The sequence below is a fragment of the Kangiella sp. M94 genome, assembly GCF_054926195.1.
In genome coordinates this window covers 2,455,721-2,480,760 of sequence record NZ_CM142903.1, presented here as the reverse complement: position 1 = coordinate 2,480,760, position 25,040 = coordinate 2,455,721, and the positions used below count along the sequence as shown (strand labels likewise).

At 44.9% G+C, this 25,040-nt stretch carries 17 protein-coding genes; 12 read left to right on the top strand and 5 right to left on the bottom strand.

Annotated elements, in window-relative coordinates; all coding sequences use genetic code 11:
* Positions 1 to 88: 88 nt before the first annotated feature.
* Positions 89 to 2,167: a thioredoxin domain-containing protein gene (locus ACYTXU_RS11475; protein WP_462206919.1), complete on the top strand. Its 2,079-nt coding sequence runs from the start codon at positions 89 to 91 to the stop codon at positions 2,165 to 2,167.
* Between the two features lie 8 nt (positions 2,168 to 2,175).
* Here ACYTXU_RS11475 and elbB read toward each other — a convergent pair whose 3' ends face one another.
* A complete protein-coding gene (elbB, locus tag ACYTXU_RS11470; protein ID WP_462206918.1) occupies positions 2,176 to 2,832 on the bottom strand; it encodes an isoprenoid biosynthesis glyoxalase ElbB in 657 nt (218 codons plus the stop codon).
* A 231-nt stretch (positions 2,833 to 3,063) separates the two neighbouring features.
* On the opposite strand from elbB, the gene ACYTXU_RS11465 reads away from it, so the two are divergent.
* The 8 genes from ACYTXU_RS11465 to ACYTXU_RS11430 all read left to right on the top strand — a co-directional run bounded on the left by ACYTXU_RS11465 (position 3,064) and on the right by ACYTXU_RS11430 (position 17,164).
* On the top strand, positions 3,064 to 7,554 hold the full coding sequence (locus ACYTXU_RS11465) for an EAL domain-containing protein (RefSeq protein ID WP_462206917.1): 4,491 nt from the start codon (positions 3,064 to 3,066) through the stop codon (positions 7,552 to 7,554).
* 166 nt (positions 7,555 to 7,720) lie between these two features.
* Positions 7,721 to 9,739, top strand: a complete 2,019-nt coding sequence (gene tkt / locus ACYTXU_RS11460) for a transketolase (protein ID WP_462206916.1) — start codon at positions 7,721 to 7,723, stop codon at positions 9,737 to 9,739.
* A gap of 27 nt (positions 9,740 to 9,766) precedes the next feature.
* Positions 9,767 to 10,768 (top strand): type I glyceraldehyde-3-phosphate dehydrogenase, encoded by a 1,002-nt coding sequence (gap, locus tag ACYTXU_RS11455; RefSeq protein ID WP_462206915.1) that lies wholly within the window; start codon positions 9,767 to 9,769, stop codon positions 10,766 to 10,768.
* A 294-nt stretch (positions 10,769 to 11,062) separates the two neighbouring features.
* On the top strand, positions 11,063 to 12,241 hold the full coding sequence (locus ACYTXU_RS11450) for a phosphoglycerate kinase (RefSeq protein ID WP_462206914.1): 1,179 nt from the start codon (positions 11,063 to 11,065) through the stop codon (positions 12,239 to 12,241).
* Between the two features lie 45 nt (positions 12,242 to 12,286).
* Positions 12,287 to 13,351, top strand: a complete 1,065-nt coding sequence (fba, locus tag ACYTXU_RS11445; RefSeq protein WP_462206913.1) for a class II fructose-bisphosphate aldolase — start codon at positions 12,287 to 12,289, stop codon at positions 13,349 to 13,351.
* A 65-nt stretch (positions 13,352 to 13,416) separates the two neighbouring features.
* The gene (locus ACYTXU_RS11440) at positions 13,417 to 13,923 is read left to right on the top strand and encodes a hypothetical protein (RefSeq protein ID WP_462206912.1); all 507 of its coding nucleotides are present in this window, start codon (positions 13,417 to 13,419) and stop codon (positions 13,921 to 13,923) included.
* A gap of 18 nt (positions 13,924 to 13,941) precedes the next feature.
* Entirely contained in the window at positions 13,942 to 15,639 is a 1,698-nt protein-coding gene (locus ACYTXU_RS11435) for a C13 family peptidase (RefSeq protein ID WP_462206911.1), read from the top strand.
* 217 nt (positions 15,640 to 15,856) lie between these two features.
* On the top strand, positions 15,857 to 17,164 hold the full coding sequence (locus ACYTXU_RS11430) for a response regulator (RefSeq protein WP_462206910.1): 1,308 nt from the start codon (positions 15,857 to 15,859) through the stop codon (positions 17,162 to 17,164).
* Between the two features lie 74 nt (positions 17,165 to 17,238).
* Here ACYTXU_RS11430 and serA read toward each other — a convergent pair whose 3' ends face one another.
* Positions 17,239 to 18,468: a phosphoglycerate dehydrogenase gene (gene serA / locus ACYTXU_RS11425; protein ID WP_462206909.1), complete on the bottom strand. Its 1,230-nt coding sequence runs from the start codon at positions 18,466 to 18,468 to the stop codon at positions 17,239 to 17,241.
* A gap of 237 nt (positions 18,469 to 18,705) precedes the next feature.
* Between serA and ACYTXU_RS11420 the strand changes: the two genes are divergently transcribed.
* The 3 genes from ACYTXU_RS11420 to prsR all read left to right on the top strand — a co-directional run bounded on the left by ACYTXU_RS11420 (position 18,706) and on the right by prsR (position 22,444).
* A complete protein-coding gene (locus ACYTXU_RS11420) occupies positions 18,706 to 18,969 on the top strand; it encodes an acyl carrier protein (RefSeq protein ID WP_462206908.1) in 264 nt (87 codons plus the stop codon).
* A gap of 104 nt (positions 18,970 to 19,073) precedes the next feature.
* Positions 19,074 to 21,071, top strand: a complete 1,998-nt coding sequence (gene prsK / locus ACYTXU_RS11415) for an XrtA/PEP-CTERM system histidine kinase PrsK (RefSeq protein ID WP_462206907.1) — start codon at positions 19,074 to 19,076, stop codon at positions 21,069 to 21,071.
* A 17-nt stretch (positions 21,072 to 21,088) separates the two neighbouring features.
* A complete protein-coding gene (gene prsR, locus ACYTXU_RS11410) occupies positions 21,089 to 22,444 on the top strand; it encodes a PEP-CTERM-box response regulator transcription factor (RefSeq protein ID WP_462206906.1) in 1,356 nt (451 codons plus the stop codon).
* A gap of 666 nt (positions 22,445 to 23,110) precedes the next feature.
* Here prsR and ACYTXU_RS11405 read toward each other — a convergent pair.
* From ACYTXU_RS11405 to ACYTXU_RS11395, 3 genes are all read right to left on the bottom strand, one after another.
* Positions 23,111 to 23,467 carry a hypothetical protein gene (locus ACYTXU_RS11405; protein WP_462206905.1) on the bottom strand — a complete coding sequence of 119 codons (357 nt, stop codon included), beginning with the start codon at positions 23,465 to 23,467 and terminating at the stop codon, positions 23,111 to 23,113.
* Between the two features lie 385 nt (positions 23,468 to 23,852).
* Positions 23,853 to 24,512: a ribose-5-phosphate isomerase RpiA gene (gene rpiA, locus ACYTXU_RS11400; protein ID WP_462206904.1), complete on the bottom strand. Its 660-nt coding sequence runs from the start codon at positions 24,510 to 24,512 to the stop codon at positions 23,853 to 23,855.
* A gap of 9 nt (positions 24,513 to 24,521) precedes the next feature.
* A complete protein-coding gene (locus ACYTXU_RS11395; protein ID WP_462206903.1) occupies positions 24,522 to 24,986 on the bottom strand; it encodes an EVE domain-containing protein in 465 nt (154 codons plus the stop codon).
* Positions 24,987 to 25,040: the final 54 nt, after the last annotated feature.

The following is a 25,040-nucleotide window of genomic DNA, read 5'->3' as shown; positions in this document are numbered from 1 at the left end:
TGGGCATAAGTGGTTGCAGGAGTAAGGTTAAAAGTGCCATGCTTTAAGATCTAATTCAAGCAACTTTATGGAATCGTTTCATAACCTTATGACCCAGCAGACAGCGCTCAAGAATACTTTACAGAATGCAAGTAGCCCTTATTTACATCAGCACAAAGATAACCCAGTGCATTGGCAGCAGTGGAATCATGAAACGCTGGAGCTGGCACGGCAGCAGGATAAGCCGATTTTGTTATCAGTGGGCTATTCATCTTGTCATTGGTGTCATGTTATGGCGCATGAGTCTTTCGAAGATGCGGCGACCGCAGATGTGATGAATCAGCTATTTATCAATATCAAGCTGGATCGCGAAGAGCGGCCTGATCTGGACAAAACTTATCAGCTCGCCCATCAGCTGCTGAATCGGCAGGCGGGTGGTTGGCCACTAACGACTTTTCTAGACCCACAAACACTGGTTCCTTTCTTTAGCGGCACCTATTTTCCCAAGCAACCTAAGTACGGTATGCCTGCATTCACCGATTTGCTGAAAAACATTGCGGGAGTTTTTGCCGAGAAGCGAGAAGAGATCAAACAGCAAAATGGCCAGATACAGGAGGCGCTGCAGTTTGTTTCAGGTTCAGTCAGTAGCTCTGAAGGAGGGTCGGAGGTTAACTCGACAGTGCTTAATCAGGCCTTTGTCGAGGAAATATTAAAGCGCGCCGATCAGGATTTTGGTGGCTTAAAAGGTGCCCCCAAATTCCCCCAGGCTGCTATCTGGCAAGCGGTCTTTGAGCTGGTGATTGATGACAGTAGCGAACAACCGGCGTTAAGTGAGCATCTGTCTAAAACCCTGCACGCTTTTGCTGACTATGGTTTGTATGATCATCTTGGCGGTGGCTTCTTCCGCTATTGTGTGGATGAGTCTTGGGATATTCCACATTTTGAAAAAATGCTTTATGACAATGGTCAGCTAATCAAGTTGATGGCAGAAGCTGGTCATTACTATGCAGAAGGCGACTGGATGCAGCGAGTAAAGCAAAGTATCGGTTGGCTGGGCGAGCAAATGGTAAGCGAGCAGGCGACTTATTATTCTGCCTTGGATGCTGATAGCTTAAATGAAGATGGGCATAGTGAAGAAGGTGCCTATTATGTTTGGCAACAAGCTGATCTACAGAGTTTAAGCGAGCAGGAGCAAGCGGTAGCCAAAGCCTATTATGGTTTAGCGGACAAGCCCAATTTTGAGGGGCATTGGCACTTGGTTTGCCGCAACTCAATGCAGCAAGTGTCCGAGCAGGCCGGAATACACTTAAAGCAGCTGCCCTTGCTGATTGAATCGGTGCGCCAACAATTGAAGGCGCAACGTGACCAGCGTCCTTTACCGTTTCTCGATGACAAGCAATTAACTAGTTGGAATGGTCTGTTATTGCAGGGGTTATTGAGTGCGGCGCGCCAGTTAGGCGATGATGTCATTTTACAGCAGGCCAAAGATTGTCAGCAGGGTTTATATCAAACTGTTTGGAATGGTACAGAACTGAAGGCTTGTTATCGAAAGGGGCAGGCCTATCAATCAGCGTTTCTGGATGATTACGCCTACTTGGCAAAAGCCTTGTTGATGAGGTTAAGTATTGATTTTGATGAACGCAGCTGGAAGTGGCTGCTTCAGCTGTGCGATGTGTTATGGATTCAATTTGCGGACCAGAAAAATGGCGGGTTCTTCTATACCAGTAATGATGCTGAAACGGTCATTACCCGCCATAAAAGCTGGAGCGATGATGCGATGCCTAACAGCGCCTGCCAGGCACTGGAGGTGTTATGGCTGGTCAGCGACTTGACCGGCAAGCTGGATTGGCAGGATTTCATCGAAAAAAGCTTACAACAGGCGAGCGCAGAAGCTATCAAAGCGCCGTTGCAGTATCCATCGGTGGTGCGTGCTTTAAATGCCTATGAAAAAGGTTCAGAAATATGGGTGTTACGAGGCGAGCTTCATCAGACCATTGGCTGGCAAGAGTATCTGAGTACTGGCCAATATGGTCAGCGCTGGGTGTTTAGCCTTGAATCGAGCTGTGATCTATTAAAGGACAAGTATCCTGCACAAGAAAAAACAGTGGCTTATTGTTGTCGAAAACGCCAGTGCTTCCCTGCACTGGAGTCATTTGATGCGATACGGGAGTTTGTGCAAGCAGAGTAAGCTTCTACTTACTTCAGCAAGCTGGCCAATTTTGCGATGAGCTTGCTGATCCCGCTGGCGGCTTCGGAAACACTGCCGGCCAGCATATAAGCCGGTGTTGAAAGTAGCTTGTGTTCCTCATCATAAACAATGTCTTCGACTGGGCAGGCCATGTGCACACCGCCCATGGCTTCAATGGCTTCGGCAGTATCCTTATCATTACCAATGGTCAGCTTGCTACCTTCGCCATACAGTCTAGGGATCATGGCTGGCGAAATGCAGATAAAGCCAACCGGCTTTTTAGCTGCAGCCATGGCTTTGATAAAGCGTTCTAGCTCGGGATTAACTGTGCAATCGCTGCCCTTCACTGCAAAGTCGCACAGATTTTTAGCGGCGCCAAAGCCACCGGGTAATACAGCCGCATCAAAGTCGGATTCTTTGGCCTCTGCTAAATCCTTGATATTTCCTCGTGCGATTCGAGCTGCTTCAACCAGCACATTTCTGGACTCACCTTCGGCAACATTGCCGGTCAGGTGATTGATAACGTGCATTTGTTCAATGTTGGGTGCAAAACATTGATAGTCCAGGCCATTCTGTTCGAGCGCCAACAGCGTTAGTACACTTTCATGAACCTCAGCGCCGTCATAGACACCACAGCCAGATAATATAACTGCAATCTTTTTCATAATTCTCCCTTTCCAAATCAATCGAGTGAAGTCTAAACATCATCATAATATAAGCAAAATCAGCTGTCAGGGGTAAGAACTTTGATTTTTAGGACGTTTTAACCGAAACTAGAGGGCAGCCTATTGGGTAGGATCACATAAAGGCGTAAATAACGTCGCAAAGGGCCATTAATAGTGACACGACTTCTTTTTCTTTTCTGTTTTATTGGGACCATTTTTTTTAGCCAGCAGATGCAAGCTAACCAACAGCTTGTTGATGCTATTGGTATTGAAGATCAATTATCACAAAGTGTCATTACTGTCATTGTGGAAGACCAACAAGGCTTTTTGTGGATTGGCACCGAAGATGGCTTGAATCGCTATGATGGTTATCAAATAAAGGTATTTCAGAAGCAGAATAGCAACCTTTCACATACCACCATTCATGACCTGCTGATTGCGGATAATGGTGACGTCTGGATTGCTACCGAGAACGGACTCAATATTTATCAACAACAGACCGGAAAGATAATAAATTATCATCATAATCCTTTAGAGCCTTTCACTCTGGCTAATGACTATGTCACCAGTTTGGCAAAAGACGATAAGGGTGGCGTTTGGGTAGCAACCTTTAATGGCCCTTCTTATTATGACCCTGCGATTGAAGGCTTCAAAACTTACCCCATCATGCTAAGCCGACGAGTCACAGCTACCGTTAGTGAATTACGTCAGATTTATGTGGACAGTAAGCAGCGCGTGTGGGCAATAACCACTCGCGGTGAGTTGGCAGAGTTTAACCCTGGCAGTGAGCAGTTTTTCATCGTTCACTCATCAACAGGCAATCAGTTCGGTACCATTGGCGATATAAAAGAAACTCCGGAAGGTAATCTATGGCTGGTCTCTTATCAACAGGGAATTATTGAGTACCGACCAGAACAGAATGAGTTTGAAACCATTAATTATTCTGAACTTGGTTTAGGAGATACTAGCATCCAGGCCAGTAATGTCTTTTTTGATGCAGATAAGAATCTTTGGCTGGGTACGGTGAGAGAAGGACTCTATTCAATTGAGCATAAAACGGGTCGTTCAAATCATTATCGCTATGGTCGACCTGGCTCGATTGGCAGCAACACCATTAATCATCTGTTTCAAGACAGCAATGATATTTTATGGGTTGGAACTTCAGCTTATATCAATAAAATCAATCCCAACGCTATACTATTCAACCATAACTATTATCAACCTGACTCGGTTGACTCATTGGCCGGGGATGTGTCTTTTGCACTTCAAGCGACCATTGATGACAAATTAGTCGTAGGCAGTGACGGGCATGGCGTGACTGTAATGGATGCAAGAGATCCGCTTGACTTAAAACGGCTGGCGCTTATTGCTCCCCCTGAATTAAATAATAAAAGCATTAACTATATTGGTTCCGCCAGCTCGGGAAAAGTATGGGTGGTGACCTATGATTCAGTGTGGTTACTTAATCTTAACACTCAGGCTTTACAGCAGGTTTTTGAGAATGAAAGTTATACTGCAGAATTGCTAACCGCATATTATCTCGAGGGAAATTTGTGGTTAGGGACGACTGAAGGTTTATGGAAGCTGGATCAGAATTACCGGGTGGAACGTTATAAAGTCATTGATGCAGACTTTCATCGTAACAATCGTATTAATGCGATTTTACCAACAGCCGATCAGCGCTCTTTGTGGATTGGCACAGAAAGCGGTGTTCATTTGTTTGATATTGATAAGTCGAGCTTTAGCGGGCTTGACCAGTTAATAAAAGATCCACCCGAAGAAACGAAAGATGTAGTGTTGAGTTTGCAGCTTGATAAATTTAATCGATTATGGGTTGGCACTTTTGGTAATGGATTGATTGTGATCGATTTAACCAAACAGGTTGCAACAGCTCTGAATAGCACAACCTCAGGTATTCATGACAGCATATACAGCATGGAGCTGGATTCGAATGGTTTTGTCTGGATAGGGACAGGACGGGGGTTGTTCAGAGTCTCGCCAGATGATTTCAGCTTGACTCAGTTTACGCTCGCCGAAGATCAACCTATTCTTGAGTTTAATACGGGAGCAAGTACTCGAGATCGCCATGGCAACCTATATTTTGGTGGTATAAATGGTATCGTTAATTTCCGTGCAGAAGCCTATCAACCGGATAAACAGCCGCCGACTCCGGTAATTACGGAGATTTTGATCAATAACAATCCAATTGTTATTGAGGATGAACATAAAAAACGTTTGCATAAACCAGCAAATCTAGCCGAGCAAGTAACCTTTTTCCCAGAGGATACCAGCATAAGCTTTGAGTTTGCGGGTTTGAATTATGCGGATCCAAAAAATAATCGCTATCGTTATCGCATGGAAGGGCATGATGATAATTGGATTGAAACGGATGCTAAAGGACGCCGCGTTACCTACACTAACTTGCAGCCGGGAGATTATCTTTTCCAGGTCCAGGCTTCTAATAAAGATGGAGTCTGGAGTGAAAAACCGGCGCAGCTCAAGGTTCATATAAAAACATCCAGTTGGTTAACCGCTTCGGCGTTCACGTTATATGGATTTATTCTGGGCCTGATTATTATGGCCTTCTCTTACTTGATTTGGGCGCGAATGCGTGAGCGTAAAACAGCCGCTTTGCAGTTAACGCAAAGTGAAGAGCGTTTGAAATTATCGCTTTGGGGAAGCGGTGATGAGTTGTGGGACTGGCAGATTCCGTCAGGAGCTTTGCATTTGTCCAATGAATGGCCCTACGATTTCCCCAGGGACGGCATTCGAAGTGGTTATTCAATGGCTAACTCGAATATACATCCCAATGACCTACCTTTTGTTCGTCAGGCTCTGAATGCTCATCTAACTGACAAATCTATGCACTATGAAAGCACTTACCGTATCAGTGATGAAAAAGGAGGCTGGGTCTGGGTGTTAGATCGGGGCAAGGTGGTCAGTCGCGATGAAAATCAGAAACCGTTACGCATGGCGGGCACCTTAAAGAATATTACTGAGTTAAAAAGTACTGAGCAGCAGCTTAGTATGATTGCCAAATCTTTTGATAATATTTCGGACGGCGTCTGGATTCTGGATGAGAAATTCCATTACATTGCGGTAAACAAAGCCTTCACAAAGATTACCGGTTTCGAAGAGGTTGAGGTGCTGGGCAAGTTGATGAAGGTCAGTGCGTTGCATCAGATAACGGATGATGAATTTCAGGTTTTACGTGCAGAGTTAGCCGAAAAAGGGTGTTGGTACGGAGAATTGATTGCCAAGCGCAAAGATGGAACTTCTTACCCAATTGAAATTAACATTGATGTTGTGAGGGATAATGACGGAGAAATTATCAACTATGTGGGTGTTTTTTCAGATATTACCTTCCGCAAACAGGCGGAACGAGAGTTACGCCGATTAGCTACCGTCGATCAGTTGACCGATCTGAAAAATCGAACCAGCTTCCGTTCTCACTTTGAACAACTTATTGATAATTCGGGACGTGGTGATCAGCATGCGCTGCTGTTTATTGATCTGGATAACTTTAAGCGGATTAATGACTCACTGGGGCATGGTATTGGTGACCAACTGCTTATTTATGTAGCAAAGATTCTACAAGATATAGTCAGTGAAGAGCATGGCATTGTTGCTCGCTTGGGTGGCGATGAATTTACTGTGCTATTGCAGGAAGTAGATACCTGGAACAAGCCGGCCAAAATCGCCCAAGGGATACTGGATGAGTTTGCCAAGCCACTATCACTTTCAACAACTGAGGTAGTGGTATCGCCCAGTATTGGGATTGTGATGTATCCAGAAAATGGCCTGACCGCAGAAGAGTTATTAAAGAATGCGGATACGGCAATGTATTACGCTAAGAAAAAGGGCAAGAATACCTATCAATTCTATACCCGTCAGATGAACGAGCAGGCCAAGTTGCGTATTAATCTGGAAGGTGAGTTACGGCAAGCGATAGAAAAAGATGAGTTTGTCATGTTCTACCAGCCTAAGGTTAGCCTGCAAACCGGCAAGATTACTGGCATGGAGGCCTTGGTGCGCTGGCGTAACCCTCGACGAGGCTTGGTGTTACCGGGTGAGTTCATTCCGTTAGCTGAAGAAGCTGGCTTTATCATTCCGATTAGCCAAAGGGTTATTGAAAAAACCTGCCTGCAAATCCGTGACTGGCAAAACCGCGGCATCTTCCATGGCAAAGTAGCAGTCAACTTGTCTGCCGTTCAGTTCTACCATGAAAATTTGTGGGAAACGGTCAAAAATGCACTGCATTTAGCCAAAATTGAGGCAGATGCGTTAGAGTTCGAAATTACCGAGGGTATGGTAATGGAAGACCTGGCTCAATCGCTACAACAAATGCGTACCTTAAGAGATATGGGCATTAGTCTGGCACTAGATGACTTCGGCGTTGGCTATTCCTCGCTCGGCAATCTTAAGGATTTCCCCATTGATACCTTAAAGATTGACCGAACCTTCGTCTGGGATCTGGAAGACTCTGATCGTGATCGGAACTTGGTCGCTTCGATTGTGACGCTGGCCCATAACCTTGATATTAAGGTGGTGGCAGAAGGTGTCGAGAATCGTAACCAGGTGGAAGCATTACGCGAAATGGGCTGTGAAGAAATTCAGGGTTTCATATTCAGTCGTCCTGTTCCGCCCTGGGATATTGAGACCATGTTGAATATCACTGACTTTGATCTGGATGAATTTATAGCTCATAACGAATCAGACTAATTGTTCTAATGGCAAAGAGAGATTTGCATGAATCTGGCTATAAAGCCCGAGTTGACTGCCTTGTGATATAAAAAAACTGAATAAAAAACAGGCAAATCATTTGATTGGTCAGGGCGGGTCTGCGACAATATGCGGCCTAAAAAATGCTGCCTTTTGAGGAGACCTCATGTCATTGTCAGGTAATGACTCGCTTACCCGTTTTCAACTTGCGAATGCTATCCGTGCCTTAAGTATGGATGCGGTGCAAAAAGCCAAATCTGGTCATCCCGGCGCGCCAATGGGTATGGCTGATATCGCTGAAGTCCTGTGGAATGACTATCTAGCCCATAACCCAGCAAACCCTGACTGGGTTAATCGTGACCGTTTCGTGATGTCTAATGGTCATGGCTCAATGCTTATTTACTCGTTATTGCACCTTACTGGCTATGACATTTCTATTGATGACCTGAAAAACTTCCGTCAACTGCATTCAAAAACGCCTGGCCACCCAGAGTTCGGTTATACCCCCGGTGTTGAAACCACTACTGGCCCGCTGGGTCAGGGCATTGCCAATGCGGTAGGCTTTGCGATTGCCGAAAAGAAGCTGGCAGCAGAATTTAATAAACCTGAGCATGACATTATCGACCATTTCACTTACGTGTTTATGGGTGATGGTTGCATGATGGAAGGCATTTCCCATGAAGTTTGCTCACTAGCCGGTACCTTAGGTCTGGGCAAGTTAATCGCTTTCTACGATGACAATGGCATTTCGATTGATGGTGAAGTGGACGGCTGGTTCTCTGACGATACGCCAAAGCGTTTTGAAGCATACGGCTGGCAGGTGATTCCAGCGGTAGATGGTCATGATCCAGAAGCTATCAAGGCAGCCATCGAAGAAGCGCGTGCGGATAGTGAGCGTCCAACCCTGATTTGCTGCAAAACCATTATTGGTTTCGGCTCGCCTAACAAGCAAGGTAAAGAAGAGTGTCACGGTGCGCCATTAGGAGATGATGAAATTGAACTGGCCCGTAAACAGCTAAACTGGCCACACCCAGCCTTTGAAGTTCCTGAAATTGTTCGTGAAGAATGGAGCGCGCGCCAAGTGGGCCAACAGCAGGAAGCAGACTGGAACAAGAAATTCATTGCTTACAAAGAGGCTTTCCCGGAATTAGGCAGTGAGCTTGAGCGTCGCTTAAGTCGCCGTTTGCCGGAAGACTTTGCAGAGCAAGCACAAGCTTATATCAGTAAGCTGCAAGAAGATGGCCAGGTAGTCGCTTCTCGTAAAGCCTCGCAAATGGCAATCAACGCCTATGCACCATTATTACCTGAGTTAGTTGGCGGTTCTGCCGACTTGGCAGGTTCAAACCTGACCATTCACAGCCACTCCAAAGGCATTGAAGCGAAAGACGCCAGTGGTAACTATGTGTATTACGGTGTGCGTGAGTTTGGTATGTGCGCCATCATGAATGGCATGGCGCTACATGGCGGTTTGATGCCTTATGGCGGCACCTTCCTGATTTTTATGGAATACGCGCGTAATGCTTTGCGCATGGCAGCGCTCATGAAGCAGCAGGCGATTTATGTATTCACCCACGACTCTATAGGCCTCGGTGAAGATGGCCCGACCCATCAGCCTATCGAGCAGTTAGCGAATTTACGCACTACGCCGAACATGTCGGTGTGGCGTCCATGCGATGCAGTGGAAACTGCAGTGGCCTGGAAAGCGGCTATTGAGCGTCGCAATGGCCCAACAGCTTTGAGTCTGAGCCGTCAAAATCTTGAGCATCAGCAGCGTGATGCAGAGCAGCTTGCTAATGTTGAGCGTGGTGGTTACATCCTGGTGGAAAGTGCGGACAAACCAGAATTAATTTTCATTGCCACCGGTTCAGAAGTTGAACTGGCGGTTCAGGCAGCAAAAGTCTTGAGCGAAAAAGGCAAGCAGGTGCGTGTAGTTTCTATGCCATCAACCGATGTCTTTGAAGCACAGGATGCCAGCTATAAAGAAGCGGTGTTGCCAAGCGATGTACCAAGTCGAGTTGCCATCGAAGCGAGTATTGCAGATTACTGGTACAAGTACGTTGGCCTTGACGGTCGCATCGTTGGCATGACCAGCTTTGGCGAGTCAGCCCCTGCCGGTGACCTATTCAAACATTTTGGTTTTACAGTAGACAATGTAGTTGCTGTAGCCGAAGAACTTTTAGATTAAACGCGTGAGTAATTTTTGGAGACAAAGATGACAGTTAAAGTTGCAATTAATGGTTATGGACGTATTGGACGTACCGCCCTTCGAGCGATTTACGAGCACGGTTATCGTGATCGCATTCAAGTAGTTGCTATCAACTCTTCACACCCAGCGGAAACCACCGTTCACTTAACGAAGTATGATACTACTCACGGTCGTTTTAATGCCGACGTTTCAACCGACGGCGAATACATGATCGTTAATGGCGACAAAATTAAGTTGTATGCCGAGCGTAACCCAGAGCTCATTCCTTGGGGCGAGCAGGACGTAGATGTTGTTTTTGAATGTACGGGCGTGTTCAAAGATCAGGCCGGCGCATCCAAGCACTTCAAAGGTGGCGCGAAGAAAGTTCTTATCTCAGCCCCAGGTGCTGCAGACGTGGATGCTACGGTTGTATTTGGTGTTAATGATGACATTCTTAAGCCAGAACACCGCGTGGTATCGAATGCTTCTTGTACTACAAACTGCTTGGCACCATTGGCAAAAGTCTTAAATGACACCATTGGTATCAACAAAGGTTTGGTTAACACCATTCATGCTTACACCAACGATCAACGCCTGATAGATAATCAGCATTCAGACTTGCGTCGTGCGCGTGCTGCAGCACAAAGCATCATCCCAACTAAAACTGGTGCCGCTAAAGCAGTTGGTTTAGTACTTCCAGAATTGAACGGCAAGCTAGATGGTTTCGCTATGCGCGTGCCAACCATCAACGTTTCTTGTGTTGACCTGACTTTTGAAGCTGGTCGCGACACTACAGCCGAAGAAATTAACGACATCGTTAAGAAAGCGGCAGACGGTCACGTACTGTGCTACAACGACGAACCATTGGTTTCAGTAGACTTCAACCACAGCCCAGCATCATCAACATTTGATTCTGGTTTGACTCGCGTACAAGACGGCAACTTCGTGAAAGTAGTGACCTGGTATGATAATGAATGGGGTTTTAGTAACCGTATGTTAGACGTTGCCATCAAGATGATGTCTGTCTAAGCAGTCTTTTTGTTTTTATGCTTTGTTGCCTGTCATTTTTATCGTGATTATGTACTCTTGTACACCGCACACTCTAAAAATGACAGGCGCCTCGCCTAAAACCAAAAATTCTAGCTTAGATTAGTGATATTTTTTTGTCGTGATACTCAAAATCTAAGCTATCCAGAGTATTAATTCTGGAAGGCATTGTCTTTTGTAGGGTGGGCCTTGGCCCACCATTTGTTTTTCTAAATTAAAGCTAAACCAGGGCTAAATCAGCTTTGGTTATTTAACTACCATGAATGGTTTAAGACTATGAATGTGTTGAAAATGTCTGATCTGGATCTTCAGGGAAAACGCGTTTTAATTCGTGAAGATCTTAATGTGCCAGTGAAAGACGGCAAAATTTCCAGTGATGTTCGCATTCAGGCGGCATTACCAACCATTAAGCTGGCTCTGGAAAAAGGTGCTAAGCTGATGGTGATGTCGCACCGTGGTCGTCCGACTGAAGGTGTGCTGACTAAAAACGATTCCATGCAAATCGTGGCTGATTATTTAAACGAGGTTTTGGATGTTCCGGTGCGTTTGGTTACTGAATATTTAAATGGCGTTGAAGTTAATCAGAGCGAAGTGGTTTTGTTTGAAAACGTTCGCTGTAACGTCGGTGAAAAAGCCAATGATGATCGCCTTGCTAAAATGTACGCTGATTTATGCGATGTATTTGTGCATGACGCTTTTGGTACTGCTCATCGCGCTCAGGCATCCACTCATGGCGTTGCTAAGTTTGCATCAGTTGCCTGCGCAGGCCCATTGCTGGCGGGTGAGCTGGAAGCTTTAGGCAAAGCTCTGGATAATCCGGCACGTCCAATGGTTGCGATTGTTGGTGGCTCAAAAGTTTCGACCAAGCTAACAGTTTTGGATTCACTATCACACATTGTTGATCAATTGATTGTCGGCGGTGGTATTGCCAATACTTTTATTGCTGCGACAGGTCACCCGGTGGGCAAGTCGTTGTACGAAGAAGACTTGATGCCGGAAGCCAAGCGTTTAATTGAACAGGCACAATCCAAAGGTGGCGACATTCCAGTGCCGGTTGATGTGGTAACCGGTAAAGAGTTCGCAGAATCGGCAGCCGCGGAGACTAAGTCAGTTAATGATGTGGCAGAAGATGATATGATTTTCGATATTGGCCCACAGTCAGCCGAACATCTTGCCAAGATTCTAAAAGCAGCGAAAACTATTGTCTGGAATGGTCCAGTAGGTGTTTTCGAATTTGACCAGTTTGGTCACGGTACGGAAGTGATTGCTAAAGCAATTGCTGACAGTGATGCCTTCTCAATCGCAGGCGGTGGCGACACCATAGCGGCGGTTGATAAGTACGGTATTGCAGATAAGGTTTCATACATTTCAACTGGTGGTGGTGCTTTCCTGGAGTTCCTGGAAGGCAAAGAATTACCAGCAGTGGCAATCTTAGAAGAGCGAGCGAAAGGCTAACTTTAAAAGACTGTCGAACAGGATACAAAGTTAAGGGGAAAGAAAATGGCTTTAATTACACTTCGCCAATTACTCGATCATGCAGCAGAGCATGATTATGGTATTCCGGCATTTAACGTAAACAACCTTGAACAGATGCGTGCTGTTATGCAGGCAGCGGATGAAACTGACAGTCCAGTGATCATTCAGGCTTCTGCGGGTGCTCGTAAATACGCGGGATCAAACTTCCTGCGCCACCTGATTTTGGCAGCAACCGAAGAGTTCCCGCATATCCCAATCTGTATGCACCAGGATCACGGTTCATCGCCGGCAGTATGTCAGCAGTCAATCCAGCTTGGCTTCTCATCAGTAATGATGGATGGCTCTCTAGAAGAAGATATGAAAACGCCAGCAAGCTATGAGTACAACGTTCGCGTAACTAAGCTGGCCACCGAGATGGCTCATGCCTGTGGTGTTTCTGTAGAAGGTGAGCTAGGTTGCCTGGGTTCATTGGAAACGGGCATGGCTGGTGAAGAAGATGGCTCAGGCGCAGAAGGCGTATTAAGTCATGACCAACTGCTAACAGATCCGGAAGAAGCAGCTCAGTTCGTGAAAGACACTAAAGTGGATGCACTGGCAATCGCCATCGGTACTTCGCACGGTGCCTATAAATTTACCCGTCCACCAACAGGCGATGTCTTGGCCATTAAGCGCATCAAAGAAATCCATGCGCGCATTCCAGATACGCACCTTGTCATGCACGGCTCATCGTCAGTGCCCCAAGACTGGTTGGCGACCATCAATGAATACGGTGGTGACCTGGGTGAAACTTATGGTGTGCCAGTTGAAGAAATCCAGGAAGGCATCAAACACGGTGTTCGTAAGGTCAACATTGATACTGATTTACGATTAGCAGCAACTGGTGCGGTGCGCAAATTCTTGAAGCATAATCCAAAAGAGTTTGATCCACGCAAATACAACAAAGCTGCCCAAGATGCGATGCAGGCAATCTGTAAAGCGCGTTATGAAGCTTTTGGCACGGCCGGCAACGCAGGCAAAATTAAGCCGATCAATATGGAACAGATGGCGCTGGATTACAAAGCGGGTAAGCTTGAGCCACGCGTTAAGTAATAAGACGATGAAAAAAGAGCTGGCAAATGCCGGCTCTTTTTTTACGAGATAGAAGGGGAATAATAATGAGTCAGAAAGGCATTCTGATAATAACTCTAAGAATAGCTGCTATATTACTGTTTATTTCAATGATGAGCGACTTGGGACGGATGTTTCAGGAAGCGGAAAACTTTAAACGCTTTGGCAGGGTGTTAGATAACAATATTCTTCATATCGGAACCTTATATGCATTATCTCTTCAATTAATTGTAGTTGTTATATTTTGGTTCTTCCCAAATATTTTACTATCTAAAATTTCGGGGTTGCCGAAAGAGAAACCTATTAGCAGTCAAACGGATTTTATGACTCCTTTGGTAGCATTATTGGGTTTATATTTTACGCTGCAAGCTCTAATAGATATTCTTTCTATGGTATTTCATTCTGTCATGTCAGAGATGGCTGGAATAATATGGTTTGCATTGGCTCCTTCACTGGTTTCTCTCATTGTTGGATTATTGTTGCTATTCGGCCGTTCGACGATCGTAGATTTCATCATGAGATTTAGAAAGCCTGTAAAGAAAAACGAAGAATAGAAAAAACATGGAGTGATCATGAAAATAACTAGCTACCTACTAACGTTTATTATTGGAATGTTAATCGCCAAATTTACATTTGAGCGATGGGACTTATTAAACTATCAGATTGTTGAAGTTAAGGAGCTCAGATTTGCCGATAGTAGTGTTTATCAGGGAACAGTTAATGATGATGGCATGGCTCATGGTGAAGGTGTCTTAACATGGGGCAGTGGCGACCAGTATGAAGGACAGTTTAAAGATGGCTTGATGCACGGCAAGGGAACGATGGTGCTGGCAGATGGAAGTACCTATACCGGCAGCTTTGAGCACGGGTTGGAACATGGTGAGGGACGCTTTGATTATAGTAGCGGAACTGAATATCAAGGAGAGTTTGTAAAAGGCATTATGGAAGGAAAGGGAGTCTATTCCGATAGCCATGGAAACGTTTATAAAGGAAGTTTTAAAAATAGTGTATTTGATGGTAATGGAGTACTAACCAATGCAGATGGTACTCAGTATACAGGTGAGTTTAAAAACGGCAGTTTTAGTGGAAAAGGTAATCTGATTTATCCTTACGGAGATGCTTACTTTGGAGAGTTCAAGGAGGGCAACTTTGATGGCTATGGAACCTATAAATTAGAATCGGGAGAAAGCTATATAGGCAATTTTGTCGCAGGGATTTTTGAAGGAGATGGCGAGTATTTCGGCAGAAATGGTGAGCACTATAAAGGTGAGTTTGAAGCGTGGGAATATCATGGTAAAGGCGTTTTAACAAAGAATAATGGAGAGCACTATGAAGGAGATTTTTTATACGGCCTTTATCATGGAGTTGGGAAACTGACGCAGGCAGATGGCACTACCTATGAAGGGGAGTTTAGGGGTGGTTTACCTAATGGGACAGGAGTGATGGCGCAAAATAATGGAGGCGTTTATGAAGGGGAGTGGCTAAATGGAGAGCTTCAAAATAGTGAAGAAAACATTAGGCTGGTTGAGAAATCCGATGACTCTGAAAGGATGCTGAATAAAAATGGAATTGTCTTACAGGATGTCATTGAAAAACTTGAAGCGGGGATTGCTGGCAGAATAGATTACTTCAGTCTCTTTATTGCGGGTGATGGTACGCAGCAAGTTTTTGAAAAAGAAGTAGAAACTATCAGCCAATATTTTGATAAAGAGCGATCATTATTACTAGTTAACCAACAGGAATATGACGGTAAATATCCACTGGCAACAACATTAACCATCGACGCTGCATTAAGTGCAATCAAGGAAAAAATGGACCCAGAAGATGTGTTATTTTTATATATGACCAGTCATGGCTCGAAAGAGGGAGCTTTTAGCATTAAGAAAAGCCCACTCCGGTTGAACAATATCTATCATAAAACTTTGGCAGATAGTCTAGACCAGCTATCAATCGATAATAAAATAATCTTCATCTCCAGTTGTTACTCCGGAACTTATATTCCTGAATTAAAAGGTGAAACTACCACAGTGATCACGGCAGCTTCAGCAACGACCACCTCATTTGGGTGCAGCAATGAGAGCGACATAACCTGGTTTGCGAAGGCCTTTTTCTCAGAGTTACCAAGCGATACTATTGATTTAAAAGAGCAATTTGCCAAGGCAGTCGAAAAAGTAAAGGGCTGGGAGGAGAAGGAAGGCTATGAATTTTCCAATCCACAGATTTGGATAGGTAAAAAGGCCCCAAAGGAATTACCGGTAACTGTTCATTAAAAATGGTAGGACACATCCAGCGCAACCCGGCTTGACCTCAGGGTCAAGTCATCATTTCAGAGCCAGCAATCGCTGGCTCTATTTTTGCTTATTCAAAAACTCCAAAGAAACGTTAAGCCAGCTGTTTCGTGAACCAGGCTGTAAAAGTACAGTATTGCAATAGTGTAACCACCTATAAACGCTATGGTAGCCGGACTTTAGTTCTTGGGGGTTGGCTATGGCAACAAAAAAATACAAAGCTCTAATTGTGGATGATTCCAGAACTGCCTATATGGTTCTGACAAGAATATTGGCAAATTATAATATCGAAGGCATTCATGCCAATTCCGGCGATCAAGCTCTGATTTACCTTAAAGATCATAAAGTCGACGTGATTTTTCTCGATCAGGCCATGCCAGGCAAAGACGGTATTGAAACCATTAAAGAAATCAAAAGCAGCTCGAATGCTGATACTCCCGTGATGATGTTTACTGCCAGAAGTGGGCAAGAATACCTGCAAGCGGTCAAAGAGCTGGGTGCTGAAGGCGTATTACCTAAAGAGCTATCCGTCGATGAAGTGGAAGAGGTACTGATTCAGTTAAAGCTATGGAGTCCTGTCACGGGTGTAGCATCATCTGACAAGGTAAATGAAGAGGTTCTTCAGCCTGGCTCAGATGAAAAACTCAAAGTCTGGTTGGAATCTTTTCTGGAAAACCAATTTTCACCACAACTCTCTAATAAAGTGCGTAAGGCAACTGATGACTTACGTCGAGACACCATCCATTATGGCAAAAGGATGTTGGATGAAATTGCAAAAACAGACAAGCAGCAACAAATGATCAAAGAGGTTAAAGGACAGACCGATTATTTGAAGCAACTTTTTGCAACGTCCTTCAAACAGTATCAGCGCATCAGCAGGGTATTTATTGTGCTATTTATATTGCTGATTGCAGGATTAATCTGGCAGTCCTTCGAATTAATCAGCATGAAATCAGAGCAACAAGGTTTAAGAGATACTCTTTATGTTTTAGGCGATAATTTTACAGAGCAGGAACAACGCATCATTCAAGAAGTTCAACATCAGTCAGCTGCGGTTGAGCGCTTTTTAGAACAAGAAAGGAATACACAAAGTCAGTCGCAACAGGAAGCGTTAGCTCTATACCATAGCCAGGGTAAAGCAGGTGTCGTGATAGGGATGGAGAAAGCGGGTAGCTTGCTCACCACTCGAAGCAAACAGGGTTACTTGTTTGTGGTTGATGCTGCGGGCAAAGTCGCCGATAACGAACTTAAGCGTTACTTCATTCAGTCGAGCTGCAATGGACCAGTGTATGTAAATGCAGTAGCAGGCGTGGTGTTAAGGGTAAATAATGAGACGCTTGGTTATACGAAGAACAATAGCGAAGCTTTAGTGCATAAACCCATTAGCTGGTCAGACACCTTGGGTCAATGTCACGAATATGATTCTGACAACGATATATTGGTTAGAGAGTTACATAAAAATGATGAAGCGGTAACCGGCGTTAGCGACACTCTCTATTTTCAATAAGCATGGCATTGTCTTAATCCACAGTATTGGACTGGCGGCACCAGTCCAATACTGTGGGCTGATTTTGACCGGTGCTAATACAACACCCGCGCTCGAATAGTCCCATTAATTTTACGCATCTTTTCCAGCGCAAACTGGCTTGAGCCTTTGTCTATGTCGGTAACTACATAGCCGATGTCGCCTTGGGTTTGCAGGTACTGTGCGGAGATATTGATATCGTTAAGCGACAGGATCTGGTTAATTTGCGACAGGATGCCGGGCTTGTTGTGGTGAATATGCAGAATCCGGTGAGTATTAACGTGCTCCGGTAATGCAACCTGCGGGAAGTTGACTGCTGAGACGGTTGAGCCGTTGTTGCTGTATTTGATCATCTTTTCTGTTACTTCGATGGCGATGTTCTCTTGCGCTTCAAGTGTCGAACCACCGATATGCGGCGTTAATATAACGTTATCGAATTCACGCAAGGGCGACTGAAATTCTTCGGTATTGGACTTAGGTTCGGTCGGAAAAACGTCGATTGCAGCTCCAAGGAGGTGCTCTGTTCGTAAAGCTTCTGCCAACGCATCAATGTCCACCACGGTACCGCGCGAGGCATTGATTAAAATACTGCCTGGCTTCATGGCTGCTAATTGTGCTTTGCCCATCATGCCCTTGGTTTGTGGCGTTTCTGGCACATGCAAAGTTACTACATCGGATTCAGCTAACAGCTGATTTAAATCGGCAACCTGATTGGCGTTACCAAGTGTTAACTTGGTTTCGATATCATAGAACTTAACCTGCATACCAATGCCTTCGGCGAGAATGCCAAGCTGAGTGCCAATATGGCCATAACCTATGATGCCTAATGTTTTGCCGCGAGCTTCATTGGAATTCTGAGCCGTTTTAAGCCACTGACCACGGTGGGCTGCAGCATTTTTAGCGGGGATGCCGCGCAATAGCATGATAATTTCACCCAACACCAGCTCCGCTACGCTGCGCGTATTGGAATAAGGCGCATTGAAAACCGGAATGCCTTTATGCTGGGCGGCATTGAGGTTGACTTGATTGGTGCCAATACAAAAACAACCGATAGCGACCAGTTTATTAGCCTCGGCCAGTACTTCAGGAGAGATCTGCGAACGCGAACGAATGCCCAGGAAATGGCAGTCCTGCAGAGCACTTTTCAGCTCTGAGGTTGATAGAGCGGTTTTTAGGTTTTCTACCTGATGGTAACCATCTTGCCTGAACAATTGTTCTGCTTTAGGGTGGACTCCTTCTAGGAGTAAAACTTTCAGTTGTTGTTTATCAAATGATGTGTTTGCCATGTTGGATTATTTAGTGGTAGATAGGCAACGAAAGTCTATTAAAACAGATCCGATCAGCATGTAAAAGTAGGCAATAGTTATTAACTATAAATATTGGTCATAAGTGCAAAATAGGTGTCTAAAAGGGGCATTTTTGCTACAATCTGCCGCCTTGCCGCAACGGAGCGGCGCTCTTGCACGATAAAAGCGCATTATTAAGCACCTGGTTTCAGGGTATGATTTGAGGAGACTTGCCGAATGGCATACCAGACCAACATCGATAAAATGATAATCTTGCTCAGCGAGACCTTATCGATTGATGCCGATCAGTTGTCGGCAGAGACCCTGCTGCTGGGTAATTTGCCGGAATTTGATTCAATGGCCATTGTTTCCATTTTGATGCAAATTGAAGAAACCTTTGCCATCGAAATATCAGATGATGAGCTGACGGGCGAGATTTTTGAGTCCGTAACCACCCTGACTGAGTTTGTGGAAGTGCAGCAGGCAGCCACAGCGATTTAGTCAGTCCTTATAGATAATTGATTTTTAAGGCCGAAAAGTAGCTTTTTCGGCCTTTTTCTTTTATAACAGCCCATAGACTCCAAACAAATAAGATAAGCAGGGAAATGGCCGGATTTATTGCCTGTATCGTTTTGGCAGGCTTGTTGTTCATGACCGTTCTTTTACGCTGGCGTGGCTCTACGCTTGGCTGGCCGATCCTGCTATTGGCGTTGACATTTATCGGCTGGAGTGGCTTGAAACTGGTTGATACCGGTTTTGAGCTTAATCACTGGATGATTGAATGGGGTCGTTTGTTTGGTATCTATGCGGCCTTGTCCTTCTTTCTCTTCTATTTTGCTGCTCACCATAAATTATTAAGTTTCATTATATTGCTCGCTTTTGCTGGTTGGATTGGCTTTATTGTGGTCTATTCTGGTGATATGAAGCGGATCATAAATCCGGCAATTGCGGGATTTATTTTGCTTCTGATGATGCAGATGATGGAACGGGCAGGCAATGAGTTCGCAGAAACCTTAAGAGCAGAAATCTCAACTCTGGGCGGTGCTTTGGGCATAGTCCTGATCTGGGATCTGTTGTCGATGCTGGTGTTGATGCTGAACTTGAATGTGGATGTGGAAGCATTGGATGTATCGCGTGCAATTATTGTCAGCATCGCTATGGCTTTCAGCCTGGTTCATATTCAGCGGATCGATCAATCACGCCTTGATTTGGAGAATATCCAACAAACCTATCGTCCGCACAGCAGCCTCAACGTTTTTGCCATTTTATGCTGGTTGGCGGTAGTCGGATACATGCTGATTGGTGTGGCTTGGCAACAACCATTGCTGGGCTCAATAATTTTGGCTTCTGCATTGATTGGTTTTGTCTGGCTGGCTTATAAGAAAAAACTGCTCAGCCAACTCAAAATTATGTTCACCAAGTTGTTTGCCAGTTATAAATACGACTATCGGGAAAGCTGGTTAGGTTTTAACCGTGCGCTAGATGAGGCGAATGTGCGCGGCGATTTTTATCAGTTATCAATTAAGGCGCTGGCGAATATTATCAGTAGCCCGGCAGGCAAGTTGTGGAGTCGTCGTGGTGACTTGTTTATTTATACCGATAACTGGCAATCACCACTAAACTCACCTTTAAACGGTGAACTGGCCTACCAGTTACCAACCGAACTGGTGGACTTTATTGAGCGCACTAACTGGGTGGTTGATATTAATGAATATCAAAATAATAGTAATGTGTATCAAGGACTTAAGTTAGAATCACGTTCGCCATTGTTTCAACAGCATCAAATATTCATTCCACTACGTCGCGGTGAAGAGCTGGTCGCGGTGGTGGGCTTGCGTAGCAGTTATTCAAAACCAAGCTTAAATTGGGAAGACCATGACTTGCTTAAAGCGGCAGGTCAGCAGATGGCTAGTTATCTGGCACTATTTGAAGCAACTACGCAAATTTACGAGCAGGAACAGTTCGATGCCTTTAACCGACTGTCGGCCTTTGTGGTACATGATCTAAAGAATGTCACCGCTCAGTTAGAGCTGATTACTCATAATGCCCATCGCTATCGCGATAATCCTGAGTTTGTGGATGATACTTTTGAAACGGTGGCCAGTGCGACCCAGCGGCTGAATAAAATGTTAGAGCAGCTGCAGCGAAAGCAATTGCCGAAGAAAGAAATTGTACAAGCCTATATCCCAGAGGTCTTTGCCAAGTTTAAAGAGGCTGCCAATCGATTGAATGTGATTGGAGATATTCCTGAAGTTGAGGTGTATGCTAACCAGGATCAGTTGATCAATATTATTCAGCATCTGCACCAGAATGCGATTGATGCCAGTAATGAGAATGATAGAATTCATCATCGATTTGACCAGCTGGGGCAAGAGCTGCACTGGCATATTGTGGATAAGGGCAAGGGCATGGATGCAGATTTTGTGCGCAAGCAGTTATTCAAACCATTTGCCACCACTAAAGGCAATGCGGGCATGGGCATTGGTGTTTATCAGTGCCGGTATTTGCTCCAAAGCTTCGGTGGTGATTTAATAATACAAAGTGAACTGGGGAAAGGAACACGTTGCATCGTTATTTTGCAAACGTTATCGCCCGGAGAATAGAAAATAAAGAGGACAGGATGGCACAATCAAACAACCCCGACTTATTAATAATTGAGGATGACAAAGGGCTGCAAAAACAGCTTAAATGGTCATTCGATCAGTATAACGTCATTCTTGCAGAAGACCGTGACAGTGCGTTGGTAGAGCTCCGACGCTATCAACCTCAGGTCATTACGCTTGATTTAGGCCTGCCGCCTGATCCTGCAAATGCCACCGTTGGACTTGAGTTACTTGAGGAAATTTTATCCTTATCACCGACCAGTAAAGTCATTGTGGTCACCGGTAATGATCAGCGTGAAATCGCTATGCAGGCTGTAAATTCTGGTGCCTACGATTATTATCAAAAACCAATCCAGCCAGAAGAGTTAACGTTGATAATCAAGCGGGCTTTTGAACTGGCAAAGCTGGAAGACGAAAACCGTCGCCACTTTCAGCAACAAAAAGAAAGTTTCCACGGCATCATCGCCACCAGCCCAGAAATGATGGCAGTGTGCCAGAAAATTGAAAAGGTTGCGCCGACCGATGTGAGTGTTTTATTGCTGGGCGATAGCGGTACAGGAAAAGAATTATTGGCTAGAGCCGTGCATGGTATCAGTCCGCGCCGTAGCAAGAATATGGTGGCAATAAACTGCGCCGCCATCCCCGATAATTTGCTGGAAAGTGAGTTGTTTGGATACGAGGCCGGTGCATTTACTGGTGCCAATAAAACCACCATCGGTAAGATTGAATATGCTAATGGCGGAACCTTATTCCTCGATGAAATTGGCGATATGCCTATGGCCCTGCAGGCTAAACTATTGCGTTTCTTGCAAGAGCGCGTAGTCGAGAGAGTTGGTGGTCGGGAATCGCTGCCCGTTGATGTTCGAATTATTGCCGCTACTCATCAGTCGCTTGAAGACCTGGTTAACGAAGGAAAATTTCGCGAAGACCTCTACTATAGACTGAGTGAAGTGGTACTGGAAATCCCCACGCTGGCAAAGCGAAATGGTGATGTGGTTTTAATTGCACGTGCCTTGTTAGAAAAATTTAATCGCCAGTATTCGCGCAACATACGAGGGTTCTCTAAAGACGCAGTGCAGGCAATGGAAGCTTATGCCTGGCCAGGTAATGTTCGTGAACTTGAAAATAAAATTAAAAGCGCCGTGGTCATGTCCGACAGTAACCAGATCACAGCCAAAGATCTGCAAATTGACGAAGCCCAACTGCGCGAAATGCCTTTGAACCTACGACAGGTCAGAGAAGCCGCCGAAACCCGCGCCATCCAACGTGCCATTGTTTTATCCGACGGTAATATCTCACAAGCTGCAAAATTATTAGGCTTAACCCGCCCCACACTCTACAGTTTGATGGATAAATATAGTATTAGTAGTTGAGTTTTTGAATTGTCATCCCGCGGTACCAAGGGTACTTCTTTCGATCGCTTACCGCGGGATCCAGTGACTGGCTCTTTTAAGATGAGTTGGACTCTCAAGACACTTTAATAATTTCCAATATTTTTTTCGCTACTCAGCGAGTTCCTTTTACGGAATACATCCCTGTATTCCGCTTAAGCCAGCGTCGCTTTACTCCGCTGTTCAAATTTGTTCCAGACAAATTTGTCTTGCTTCTAGTAACCACAAAATCGTCGGGAACGATTTTGAATAGCGAAGCTAGCCCGAAGGGTGAAGTACAGGATGTACTTCATAAAAGAAGGCCACCCCGGAGATTGAGGTTTCGCAAGCGAAACTCCCTTCGTATCCGCCAAGCCACTTAACGCAGGGTCTGCCCCCTTGGGTACCGTAAAATACGTTCCATCCCCCTAAAGGGATTTCCTTCGGTTACCTGCCCGAATTTTACTATTCAAATCTTCTCCCTAAAGGGATTCCTTTCAGTCACAGATTTGAATTGCTATGTCTTGGCTACTCCTCAGCACAATCTAAGGGGATATTGGTGCGAGCTTGGTAGTTAGGGACAAATTGTCATCAAGCTACTTTGACCATTTGGATCCAGTGGCTAGATACTGTAGCAGCTAGCTGCGCTCGCCCGATTCAACTAAGAGACTAAGCAATCACCAACTGACTCACTAGCTGTCCAATACTTCCAGCCAGCAATATCAACAAACCTATAATAGCCATACCTAATAGCTGCTTTTGCTTGCTTGCTGTCGCTCCGCGCACTTCGCTATTCATTTTCCGTAGTTTTCTTAAGTAATCTAAACGCATCGCATTTTGTGCGGGTCGTTGCCGATCCCGGTTTTCAAACACTTCGGCTAGATAGACTTCGTATTTGGAACACTCAGCGAGTTTGCTAAATCCTTTGATTAGCTCAAAACCAAGCCAAACCAGCATTACTATGGAAAAAATAATGACTATCAGCGATAGAGTAGAAACGTTGGAACTGACTAGCATGTCCTGCAAAGATGAAGCGGATCCTTTAAGTGCCCAAAGGCAGCCGAACAGGTATAAAGGAAGGAGCAAAAGCCAAAACCAGGGTTTAAATTTCGATTGGGGAGCTTGTTGTGGGGGATGTTGTATATCTTCGTACATGAATTGCAGGGAGCTGATTCTTAAGGAAAAGGATCATACCCATATTAAGACTATTATTCTGAGAGTTCCTTCATACTTGCCCAGCTACAATTAAAATAAGAAAAGTAGGTCGCCTAAAGGCGAAAATAGTTTCAAATTGAAAATAATCTAATTACCTACTCTGTAGGGGCGAGTTGCGCTCGCCCTGTTCTGTGTCAGATGGTGGCTATACCTAATCTGACCTGTAGTATTGGATTCATCTTAGGCAAATATTAACCTATCGCGTCATGGTCTCAACCTTGCCATCTTTTCCAAGCAGCAAAACATCCGCAGCACGTTCAGCAAATAATCCGTTAGTCACAACACCGACGATATTATTTAAAATGCGCTCAAGCTTGATGGGCTCATTAATAACCAGGCCATGAACATCAAGAATAACGTTGCCGTTGTCAGTGATAAAGCCAGTGCGATAAACCGGGTCTCCGCCTAGCTTAACAATTTGGCGAGCCACGTAGCTGCGCGCCATGGGGATGACTTCAATTGGTAACGGGAATTCACCGAGACGACGTACCAGCTTGGATTCATCGGCGATGCAGATAAATTGGTCGGCAGCTGCCGCGATAATTTTTTCGCGAGTTAGAGCGCCACCGCCACCTTTAATGAGTTCTAATAGATGGTTCGATTCGTCTGCGCCATCAACGTAGACTGGCAGCTTACCCACTTCATTGAGTTCATAAACTTCAATGCCGTGCTTCTTTAAGCGCTCAGTTGATGCTTCAGAGCTGGACACAGCGCCTTTGATTTTGTGCTTCATGGTGGCAAGTGCATCAATGAAGTAGTTGACGGTAGAGCCAGTGCCTACACCAACAATCGAATCTTCGACGACATACTCAAGAGCAGCTTCGCCGACTAATTTTTTCAATTCGTCCTGTGTCATAATTTTCTCCTATTGTTTTTCAATACTTAAAACAAAGTCCCACTCGTCCTTGGTGACAGGCATGATTGAAAGGCGGTTGCCTTTTTGCACCAGCTTCATGTCGGCAAGTTCAGGGTATTGTTTGAGTTCATCCAACGGAATTTCCCGCTTCAAATCACGCACATGTTTGACATCGACCATATACCAGCGAGGATTGTCAGGATTGCTTTTAGGGTCGTAGTATTTTTGGTCGGGATCAAAAGCGGTATGGTCAACATAACCTTCTTTGACCACTTCCATGATGCCTACGATTGCTGGTGGTTTGCAGTTGGAGTGATAGAAGAAAACTTTATCGCCTTTTTTCATCTCATCACGCATCATGTTGCGCGCCTGGTAATTACGAACGCCATCCCAGTGATCTGTTTTGTTAGGCAGGGCTTTGAGGTGTTCAATGCCGAAGACATCCGGCTCAGACTTCATTAACCAATAGTTCATAGTGCTCTAGGCTTGTTGATGACTAAAGCGCAAAGTATAAAGCATGAGCTGTAA

What these genes read in the sequence shown, in the direction of transcription:
- ACYTXU_RS11430 (WP_462206910.1), top strand. Translation starts at nt 15,857, where the DNA reads ATGGCAACAAAAAAATACAAAGCTCTAATTGTGGATGATTCCAGAACT.
- ACYTXU_RS11465 (WP_462206917.1), top strand. Translation starts at nt 3,064, where the DNA reads ATGCAAGCTAACCAACAGCTTGTTGATGCTATTGGTATTGAAGATCAA.
- prsK (WP_462206907.1), top strand. Translation starts at nt 19,074, where the DNA reads ATGGCCGGATTTATTGCCTGTATCGTTTTGGCAGGCTTGTTGTTCATG.
- ACYTXU_RS11435 (WP_462206911.1), top strand. Translation starts at nt 13,942, where the DNA reads ATGAAAATAACTAGCTACCTACTAACGTTTATTATTGGAATGTTAATC.
- serA (WP_462206909.1), bottom strand. Translation starts at nt 18,468, where the DNA reads ATGGCAAACACATCATTTGATAAACAACAACTGAAAGTTTTACTCCTA.
- prsR (WP_462206906.1), top strand. Translation starts at nt 21,089, where the DNA reads ATGGCACAATCAAACAACCCCGACTTATTAATAATTGAGGATGACAAA.
- tkt (WP_462206916.1), top strand. Translation starts at nt 7,721, where the DNA reads ATGTCATTGTCAGGTAATGACTCGCTTACCCGTTTTCAACTTGCGAAT.
- fba (WP_462206913.1), top strand. Translation starts at nt 12,287, where the DNA reads ATGGCTTTAATTACACTTCGCCAATTACTCGATCATGCAGCAGAGCAT.
- ACYTXU_RS11475 (WP_462206919.1), top strand. Translation starts at nt 89, where the DNA reads ATGACCCAGCAGACAGCGCTCAAGAATACTTTACAGAATGCAAGTAGC.
- ACYTXU_RS11420 (WP_462206908.1), top strand. Translation starts at nt 18,706, where the DNA reads ATGGCATACCAGACCAACATCGATAAAATGATAATCTTGCTCAGCGAG.
- ACYTXU_RS11450 (WP_462206914.1), top strand. Translation starts at nt 11,063, where the DNA reads ATGAATGTGTTGAAAATGTCTGATCTGGATCTTCAGGGAAAACGCGTT.
- elbB (WP_462206918.1), bottom strand. Translation starts at nt 2,832, where the DNA reads ATGAAAAAGATTGCAGTTATATTATCTGGCTGTGGTGTCTATGACGGC.
- ACYTXU_RS11440 (WP_462206912.1), top strand. Translation starts at nt 13,417, where the DNA reads ATGAGTCAGAAAGGCATTCTGATAATAACTCTAAGAATAGCTGCTATA.
- ACYTXU_RS11395 (WP_462206903.1), bottom strand. Translation starts at nt 24,986, where the DNA reads ATGAACTATTGGTTAATGAAGTCTGAGCCGGATGTCTTCGGCATTGAA.
- gap (WP_462206915.1), top strand. Translation starts at nt 9,767, where the DNA reads ATGACAGTTAAAGTTGCAATTAATGGTTATGGACGTATTGGACGTACC.
- rpiA (WP_462206904.1), bottom strand. Translation starts at nt 24,512, where the DNA reads ATGACACAGGACGAATTGAAAAAATTAGTCGGCGAAGCTGCTCTTGAG.